Annotated in this window: 8 protein-coding genes; 2 read left to right on the plus strand and 6 right to left on the minus strand. The window is 64.1% G+C overall.

Translation table 11 applies throughout. From position 1 onward, the window contains the following. Window positions 1-184: 184 nt before the first annotated feature. The 3 genes from AC1D00_RS14425 to AC1D00_RS14435 are packed head-to-tail and all read right to left on the minus strand — an operon-like array spanning window position 185 to window position 2237. The gene (locus AC1D00_RS14425; protein ID WP_167770411.1) at window positions 185-778 is read right to left on the minus strand and encodes a GNAT family N-acetyltransferase; all 594 of its coding nucleotides are present in this window, start codon (window positions 776-778) and stop codon (window positions 185-187) included. Further along, the gene (locus AC1D00_RS14430) at window positions 775-1857 is read right to left on the minus strand and encodes a PHA/PHB synthase family protein (protein WP_027543984.1); all 1083 of its coding nucleotides are present in this window, start codon (window positions 1855-1857) and stop codon (window positions 775-777) included. The genes AC1D00_RS14425 and AC1D00_RS14430 overlap by 4 nt, the downstream gene beginning before the upstream one ends. Next, window positions 1854-2237, minus strand: a complete 384-nt coding sequence (locus AC1D00_RS14435) for a hypothetical protein (RefSeq protein WP_477011132.1) — start codon at window positions 2235-2237, stop codon at window positions 1854-1856. The genes AC1D00_RS14430 and AC1D00_RS14435 overlap by 4 nt, the downstream gene beginning before the upstream one ends. A gap of 168 nt (window positions 2238-2405) precedes the next feature. Between AC1D00_RS14435 and AC1D00_RS14440 the strand changes: the two genes are divergently transcribed. Together AC1D00_RS14440 and AC1D00_RS14445 are read left to right on the plus strand one after the other, a co-directional pair. Beyond that, window positions 2406-3320, plus strand: coding sequence for an alpha/beta fold hydrolase (locus AC1D00_RS14440; RefSeq protein ID WP_477011133.1), 915 nt, complete (start codon window positions 2406-2408; stop codon window positions 3318-3320). Between the two features lie 128 nt (window positions 3321-3448). Then, the gene (locus AC1D00_RS14445; protein ID WP_477011134.1) at window positions 3449-3913 is read left to right on the plus strand and encodes a nuclear transport factor 2 family protein; all 465 of its coding nucleotides are present in this window, start codon (window positions 3449-3451) and stop codon (window positions 3911-3913) included. Between the two features lie 107 nt (window positions 3914-4020). Here AC1D00_RS14445 and AC1D00_RS14450 read toward each other — a convergent pair whose 3' ends face one another. From AC1D00_RS14450 to AC1D00_RS14460, 3 genes are all read right to left on the minus strand, one after another. Further along, window positions 4021-4695 carry a polyamine aminopropyltransferase gene (locus tag AC1D00_RS14450; RefSeq protein WP_477011135.1) on the minus strand — a complete coding sequence of 225 codons (675 nt, stop codon included), beginning with the start codon at window positions 4693-4695 and terminating at the stop codon, window positions 4021-4023. 125 nt (window positions 4696-4820) lie between these two features. Beyond that, window positions 4821-8057, minus strand: coding sequence for a bifunctional cytochrome P450/NADPH--P450 reductase (locus tag AC1D00_RS14455; protein ID WP_477011136.1), 3237 nt, complete (start codon window positions 8055-8057; stop codon window positions 4821-4823). Window positions 8058-8241: 184 nt separating this feature from the next. Then, window positions 8242-9026 (minus strand): alpha/beta fold hydrolase (locus AC1D00_RS14460; RefSeq protein WP_477011137.1); only part of this gene is annotated, 785 nt, incomplete at its 5' end.

A 9026-nucleotide genomic window follows, 5' to 3' on the forward strand; every position in this document is an offset into this window, starting at 1 on the left:
TATGGGCTCACCCCGTCCTTATTGGCCCGGGGCACGGCTTATATGGCATAGTTAATTGTGCGATGCAATATTCATATTGCACTGCGATATCACGAAATCGTGAACAGCCTTAACAGGAGGCAATATGATGCCTCCCTCCGCAATTGGTTCCCGAGCAACGGAGCCCGGCCGGTCTTTGTGATCCCTAGTGCTGGACGGCGCCTGGCAGCCCATAGGCCTCCATCTGGGCCTGGACCTGCGCGATGTTGTGGCCGAGCACGACAATGTCGTGGGTCTTGCCGTCGACGTCGCGAACGTGGTCGCGCAGCAGCGCCTCGGCCTTGAAGCCGAGGCTTTCGAACAGCGCGATCGCCGCCTGCTGATCGACCGTCATCTGGACCGAGAGCTTTTCCAGGCCTGCGCCGAGCGCGAGCGCAAAGGTCTCCTGCGACAGCGCCCGCCCCACCCCCTTCCCGCGCACGTCGAGCGAGACCACCATGCGGATCTCGCCGACATGGGGCGACCAGGAATGCGGATCGCGCACCAGCGTGCCGCAGCCGACGACCTTGCCGTCCTTCACCGCGAGCAAGCTCGTGATCGCACCTCGCTCGATCTCCTTGACCCAGGCCGAGAGCACTTTTGGCTCGCTGATGTTGCGTGGCAGGAAAAGGAGATCGTGCGTCGGCAGGCCCTTGCCGAAGACGAGCACCGCGGCTTCGTCCGCAGGCGACATCAGGCGGATCTCGATATCGCCGGCGTCGGTCTTGACCTGACGCGGATAGGAACGCTGCTCACTCATGTCGATCTCTTCCCCAGCCAGGAGTCCAGTTTCGGCCACAGCCGCTTCACCGCGTTGGCGCCGGCGACCAGCGAGACGTGACCGCCTTTCAGCATCACCTCCTCCTTGTCCGCCGATCCAATCTTCGCGATCAGGTGCTTTGCCGCATCATAGGGCACGATGTGGTCGTGCTCGGCGACCGCATGCAGGAACGGAACCTTGATGTCTTCGAGCTTCGCCGCGCGGCCGCCGACCGACATGGTGTCGTTGAACAGCTTGTTGTCCCACATCAGGTCCTTGGTGATGGTGCGGAAATATTCTCCAGCCAGCGGCAGCGTATCGGTCGCCCAGCGATCGAACATCCGGTAGGACTTGACGAACTCGTCGTTCCAGATGTTTTCCCAGAGCTGGATCTGGCTCACCGTGCGCGAGGCCGGGCGCAGCATCTCGAACGAGGACAGGATCATCTCCGGCGGCACGTTGCCGACGCTGTCGACGAGGCGATCGACGTCGAAATAGCGGCGGTCGGAGAAATTGGAGAACAGCTTCATCTCGCGGAAGTCGATCGGCGTGGTGAAGCAGATCAAGTTCTTCATCGGTCCGTCCTTGTGGATCGAGCCGTAGAGCAGCGACAGCACGCCGCCGAAGCAGTAGCCGATGACGGAGACGTCCTGCTCGCCGGAATCCGCCTGCACGCGGCGGACGCAATCCGGGATGAAATCGAGGACGTAGTCCTCCATGCGCAGGCTCTTCTCTTCCGGACGCGGTGCGCTCCAGTCGAGCATGTAGACGTCGTAGCCGCGCCTCAGGAGGAACTCGATGAAGCTCTGGCCGGGCACGAGGTCGAGGATGTAGCCGCGATTGGTGGTCGCCATCACGATCAGCACCGGCACGCGGTAGATCTCGTCCGACATCGGCCGATAGTGGTAGAGGCTCATCGTGCCGCGCGAATGCAGCACGTCTTTCGGCGTCGAGCCGAGCGTCGGGCCGGAGGTCGAGAAATATTCGACGCCCTTGATGCTGCGCTGGATTGCGCGCTGCACCTCGGACTGGATGCGCTCCGGGATGGAGGCGAAATCAAGTCCCGTCGCCGCGTTCATTTGGGGTCTCCGCCTTCGGAGGGCGGGCGTTTCGTCCGCGGCGGCCGCGGCGCACCGTCGACGCCTTGCGAGAGTCCGGAACCTACCGCCATCTGGCTCAGCATCGACTTCATCTCGCCGATCTGGACCTCGATGGACCGTAGCCGTTCCGCAAGACCCGTGACCTGCTCCCGGCTCGGCAGATTCATGCTGACAAGGTACTTCTCCATGAGCTCGCCGAGCTGCTTCTGAGCACCTGCAGCAACGCCGCCGGCCCGATTCATCGCTTGCGAGAACTCAGGCGACGACATGGCTTGATTGGCGAAAGAGTTGAACCCCTTCTCCATCTCGCCAACCATCTTCTGCCACACGGCAACGGGATCGTTGGTCTTGTCGGTCATCGGCGTCCTCCTGAAATCGAGAGCTGCGATGCCCTTCTTTTTTCGCCATACGACACCGTTGCGCGGTGCCGGTCAACCGGCAAGCAGCGGGTGCGCTGATGCGCGCGCCGCTTCTTTGCGGCGGGAAACCGTGCGATACAGCATCGATCAACAGGAGGGACCGCGCCCGTGAACGCCCATCAGCCGCCCCAGACCGTCCGCGCCAACGGCATCGACATTTGCTACGAGATTTTTGGCGACGACAACGCCGAGCCGCTGCTGCTGATCATGGGGCTCGGGGCGCAGATGATCCATTGGGACGACGCGTTCTGCGAGCAGCTCGCCGCGCGCGGCTTTCGCGTGATCCGCTTCGACAATCGCGACATCGGCAAGTCGAGCCATCTGACGGGCGGCAAACGCCTGACGCCGCTCGAGCTGCTGAAGCTGCGCTTCCTCAGGATTCCCGTCGCCGCAACCTACAAGGTGATCGATATGGCCAGGGACACCGTCGGCCTGATGGACGCGCTCGGCATCAAGTCGGCGCATCTGGTCGGCGCCTCCATGGGCGGCATGATCGCGCAGGAGGTGACGCTGTCGTTTCCCGAGCGCGTGCGCTCGCTGACCTCGATCATGTCGACCACAGGCAATCCGCGCGTGCCGCCGCCGACACGCGAGGCCGCGGCGATGCTGATGGCACCGCCGCCGCGCAGCAAGGAGGAGTTCATCGTCCGCTTCGGCCAGACCTGGAAGGTGCTGCGCGCCGGGTCCTTTCCGGACGAGGAAGCGCGCGATCCTGATCGTGCCGAGCGCGTGTTCGCGCGCGGGCTCAATCCGGCCGGCGTCGGCCGGCAGCTCCGTGCCGTGCTCGCGTCCGGCAGCCGCAAGGAGCGGCTGCACGGCCTGAAGACGCCGACGCTGGTGATCCACGGCACGGTTGATCCCTTGGTCCATCCCGAAGGCGGCAAGGACACCGCCGCCTCGATCCCCGGCGCAAAGCTGTTGATGATCGAGGGCATGGGCCACGCGCTGCCGATGCGCTTCTGGCCCGAGATCATCGCTGCCATCGACAAGCACGCGCATGGTGCGGCAGCACAGGCGGCGTAGACCGACGCGAGCAGTCTCCTCGCGGTGACCATGTGAGCTTCCGGTTACTCTCTTAACGCATGCCGGCACGGAAGCTATACAGGCCTCCCTCAATCGCAAGACAGAGGCCACGGCCTCTCGGAGCTCCCATGCATCCCATCGTCCGGCCGGTCGCAATGATTGCGGCCTCCATTCTCATGCTGTCCCTCGGCAACGGCGCCGCGAGCGCCGCCAGCGCGCAAGAAGAGGCCAATCGCACCGTCGTGCTTGCCTTCTACGAGAAGGGCCTCAATCAGAAGGACGCTGACGCCGCCCTCGCCCATGTCGGCGACCGCTACGTCCAGCACAATCCCAATGCAGCGGATGGTCCGGACGGCTTTCGCAAGTTCATCGGCTTCCTGCGCGAGAAGTTTCCGAACTCGCACAGCGAGATCAAGCGCTCGTTCGTCGACGGCGACTATGTCACTCTCCACGTGCACGCGGTTCGCGAACCCGGCACAAGGGGCAACGCGATCGTCGACATCTTCAAGCTGGAAAACGGCAAGATCGTCGAGCACTGGGACGTCGTGCAGCCGATCCCGGAAAATCCGGCGAACAGCAACACGATGTTCTAGCTCGGAGGCTACCCCCGGACGGAGCGCAGCATAATCCGGGACCACCTTGCATGCGGATCGATCGCCCCCGGATTGCGCTTCGCTCCGTCCGGGCTACAAATAACCGCCTAGCCCTTCCTCGCGATCCAGATCACATGGCGCGCGCCGCCGCCTCTGCCGGTGGCGCGGACATTGACTTCATTCACGTCGAAGCCGGCGCTCCCAAGGCGCCTGGTGAAGGCCGGGTTGGGTCCCGACGACCAGACGGCGAGCACGCCGCCCGGCCGCAGCGCCGTCTTGGCCGCTTTCAACCCGTTCACGTTGTAGAGCGCATCATTGCCCTTTCGGGTCAGCCCCTCCGGCCCGTTGTCGACGTCGAGGAGAATGGCGTCGAAGGCCGATCCCTTCGCCCGGATGATTTCGGCGACGTCGGTCTCGCGGATGCTCACCCTGACATCATCGAGACTGTCGCCGAAGACCTGCGACATCGGACCTCGCGCCCATGCCACCACCGCCGGCACGAGCTCGGACACCACGATCTTCGCCTTGCTGCTGAGCACAGCAAGGGCTGCACGTAGCGTAAAGCCCATGCCAAGGCCGCCGATCAGGACGGCGGGCTTTGCGACCGTCTCGATCTGCTTCGCGGCCAATGTCGCGAGCGCTGCCTCGGAGCCCGACAGGCGGCTGTTCATCAGCTCGTTGGTGCCGAGCATGATGGAGAACTCCTTGCCGCGCCGCATCAGGCGGAGTTCGCCATCGGAACCGGGGATTTGGGCGGTGTCGATCTTTTCCCAGGGAATCATGGGAGAGCTTTAGCACGAACGGAAATCGTAGGGTGGGTTAGCCGAAGGCGTAACCCACCGACTCCGTTCTGCGTGCGCTGAAACATGGTGGGTTACGCTTCGCCAACCCACCCTACAATCTACGGCTAACCGCCCGCCCAGACGTCGAGCACATAGCGGTTCTTCGCGCCCATCTCCTCGATCCAGCGCGCACCGGCGGCGGCATCGCTACCGCTCTTCTCGCGATGGATCGCAACGAGCGCCGCCTTCACGTCGGGCTCCATTTTGCCGCCGTCGCCGCAAACGTAGATGATGGCGCCCTGCTCGATCAGCGGCCAGACCTCGTCCTTCTGCGCTGCGATCACGTGCTGCACATAGGTCTTCGGTCCATCGGCGCGCGAGAATGCGGTGAAGAGCTCGGTGATGCCGCTTGCAGCCAACGCCTTCAGCTCGTCGGCATAGAGAAAATCCTGGTCGGGGTGGCGGCAGCCGAAGAACAGCATGGCCGGACCGAGCGCAGCGCCTTTCGCCTTGCGCGCGGCGCGCTCCTGGAGGAAGCCGCGGAACGGCGCTAGTCCCGTGCCCGGTCCGATCATGATGATCGGCACCGATGGATCATCCGGGAGCCGGAAACCGGCCTTGGTCTCACGCACGGTGGCGTAGACCGCATCGCCCGCCCGCCGGTTGGCGAGATAGTTCGAGCAGATGCCCTTGTAGACGCCGCGCCCGGAGGCGGCCTGCCCTTCGACCACGCCGACCGTGACGCTGCAACGCGCCGAATCGACCGACGGCGAGGAGGAGATCGAGTAATAGCGCGGYGCCAGCAGCGAGAGCATTTCCAGATAAACGTGGAACGGCAATTCGCAGGCCGGATATTCGAGCAGCAGGTCGAACACCGATTTGCGCCTCGCCAGAATCTCGGTGCGGTAGCGCTCGGCCGGCTCGGCCTCCTCGCCGACGAAGGCCAGCAGCTTCGGCTTGGTCACCGGGCAGCGCGTGTGCTCGGCCATGATCTGGATCTGCTTCCGCGTCGCCACCTGCTGCAGCTCGACGAACTCGCTGAGCAGGCGGCCGACCGACACGGCCTCACCGACCGGCAATTGCGCGCGGCGGCCATCGGCGACCTGAAGTCTGATCTGGTCGGCCGGCAGGAAGCCGAAGCGGCGGGCAACCGAATCCACCAGCGTCGGGTCGTTGCGCGGCACGACGCTCAAATGATCGCCGACGCGATAGGTGACGCTGGACGGCAGCTGCACCTCGATATGGCGCGTCGATCGCTCCGACGGATTGGACCCGCTCTTGTTCTGAAGCTCGTCATTGACCAGCACCTTCATCGCCACCGCGCCGCCCTGGGCGACGATGGTGTTGACGGCGGTCACCGCGACAGGCTCGATCGCGTAGAGCGGGTCGTCCTCCGCGGTGCGGGTGAAGTTCCAGTCGATGCCGAACTCCTTGGTCGCGACCTGCGCAGCGGCCGGGAACCATTTCTGGAACTGGCCGTCGAGATCGCTGCGCGCATCGCCCTCGCCGCGCGGATAGACCGCGCGCGCGCCGTGCTTCGACAATTGCTCGTCGATGAAGCGCGGCACCGATTGATAGGTCGCGGCCCAGTCGCTGTTGCCGCAGCCGAATACGGCGTAGCGCACATTGGCAAAGGCATCCTTCGGCAGGTCGTCGCCGAGCCATTTGACGAACTGCGTCGCATTGTCCGGCGGCGCGCCGTTGTAGGAGGCGCAGATGATCAGCACGCCGCCCTCCTGCGGCAGCTTGCCGACGTACTCGTCGAGCGGCCCGAGATGCACGGCAAAGCCGTTGATCTCGGCAAGATCGGCCATGCGCGTCGCGAGTTCCTCGGCGGTGCCGAGATTGGAGCCGTAAAGCACCAGCATCGGCGTGTGGTGGCCGAGCCGCGCCGTCGGCTGGCGCGGCGTCTTCGGCGCCGAAGCCGTGGCGGCGACAGGCCCGCCATAAGCACCACGCTCGCGATCGGCGCGCGGGCGAACCTTGATCTTGAAGCCCTCCGGCTTCATCGTCAGCGTTTCCTTCAGGTGCATCTGGTAGCGCTGGTGGTCGATCAGCTTGAAACGCTGGAGGATCATGCCGAGTGCGAGCGCGGCCTCGTGCATGGCAAAGCCTCGGCCGATGCAGGCACGCTGGCCGTTGCCGAACGGCTTCCAGGCATTGATCGGCCGCTTGGCCTCCGCCTCGCGGCTGAAATTTTCGGGATCGAAGGCATCGGGATTTGGCCCCCAGACGGAGGGATCGCGATGCAGTGCCGTCACCAGAATGGTGATGAACGTGCCCTTCCTGAGCTTGTACTTGCCGCCGCCGATAGTCTCGTCGCTCAGCGGTGAGATGCCGTAGGCCGGCGCCGGCGGCCACAGCCGCAGCGCCTCTTTCAGGATCTGCGTGATGTAGGTGAGCTGCGTCACCTGCTGATAGGTCGGCTTCGCGTTGACATCGGGACCGAAGACGCGATCGACCTCGTCGTAGGCCTTCTTGAGAATGTCGGGATGCTTCAAGAGCGCATAGAGCGTGTAGGACAACAGGCCGCTCGTGGTCTCGTGGCCAGCGATCAAGAACGTGTTGATCTGGTAGCGGATGTTGACGTCGTCCAGCTGCTCGCCGGTCGAGCGGTCGACGCCGGTCATCATCGCCGCGAGCATGTCCTTCTTGTCGTCGATCCCCTCCGCGCTCTTGCGGCGCTCTGCGATGATCTCGTCGACCATCTTGTTCATGAAGGCGACGTCTTCGGCGAGCGTCTTGCGCCGCTTCTGCATCCAGATCTGCTCGAACGGCAGACCGCGCGTCATCATGATGGTTTCGAGCGAGCGCACCAGCGACTCGACGAAGGGATGGTAATCGCGCCGGTAGAAGGAATTGAAGCGGTACTCGAAACCGCACAGGCCGATCGTGTCCAGCGTCAGGGCGGTCATGTCGTGGACGACGTCGATCTCGTCGTCGGCGTTGAGCCGCTCCCATTTGTTGACGAGCTGCTCGGCGATGTCGACCATGCTCGGGTGATAGGACTGCATGGCACGGTTGCCGAAGGGCTGGAGCAGGATGTTGTGCGCCTTGCTCCAGTTCGGCTCGCGGGTGTCGGCCGTGAACAGGCCGTCGCCACCGACCGCGCGCACGCGCCGCAGCGCGCCGCGCACCGTCTTGTCGAAGCGCTTCTCGTCGGAGAGCTCGTCGACGAGATCGTGGCCGGAGACGACGACGATCGGCGAGCCCATCATGTCGAGCCAGAAGATCGGCCCGAGCTCCTTGGCGAGCCGCGTCAGGTGCTGCACCGGGGCGGCCGAGTCCAGCGACAGCATGTTGCCGACCACCGGCTTGGTCGGCGGCTGCGGAATCGGGTCCAGACGATTCTTGGATGACATTGACGTGCGCTTCCCCCTCAGTAACCCTCGTCATTGCGAGGAGCTCGCGACAAAATTGCGAAGCAATTTTGCGCTGATCCGACGAAGCAATCCAGACTTCTACCGCGGAAGGATTCCTGGATTGCTTCGCGGAGCCTGTCATCGGGCCGCGCTTTGCGCGGACCCGTTGGCTCGCAATGACAAATTAGCCAAATCGCCTTCTACGCCATTCGATCAGCTTGGCGCTGACCTCTTCCGGCTTCTCCTGCTGCGTCCAATGGCCGCTGTCGCGGACCAGATATTTTTCCAGATCGGGAATCAGCTTGTCCATGCCGTCGGCGGAAGACGGCGGCAACACCGCGTCGTTCTCGGCCATGATCATCAGCGACGGCACGCGCACCGTATGATCGAGCCCTTCGGCGCGCGTCCAGTTGCGCGACATGTTGCGGTACCAGTTGATGCCACCGGTGAAGCCCGTTCTGGTGAAATTGTCGACGAACACCTTTTTCTCTTCCGGCGACAGGATCGGCGTACGCGGATCGTGCTTCGCGTCGTAAGCCGCAATCATCTGCGGAAACGCGAGATTCACCCGCGGCGAAGCGCCCACGCCGGCAATCACTTCCTCTGCCGGCGCATCGGGCGAGCGCGGCGCCGGCTTGCGCATGAACGCATCGAAGGTCTGCTCGACGCGACTGCCAAAGATCCTGTCGGCCTCCCGCGCCGGATCCTGGAACTGCACGATGTACATCTTGTCGCCGAAGCGCGCGCGCAGCAGCTCGATCGGATCGGCCCAGGCACGGTTGGTATGGGGGGTATTGATGCCGACCACGCCAGCGACACGGCCGATATGCCGCAACGGCATCTGCCAAACGATGAAGCCACCCCAGTCGTGGCCGACGAAGACCGCCTTGTCGATCCCGAGATGATCGAGCAGACCGACGAGATCGCCGGTCAGGTGCTCGATATCGTAGTCCTCGACCGGCTCGGGCC

The sequence above is a fragment of the Bradyrhizobium sp. P2_E8 genome (genome assembly GCF_056403875.1).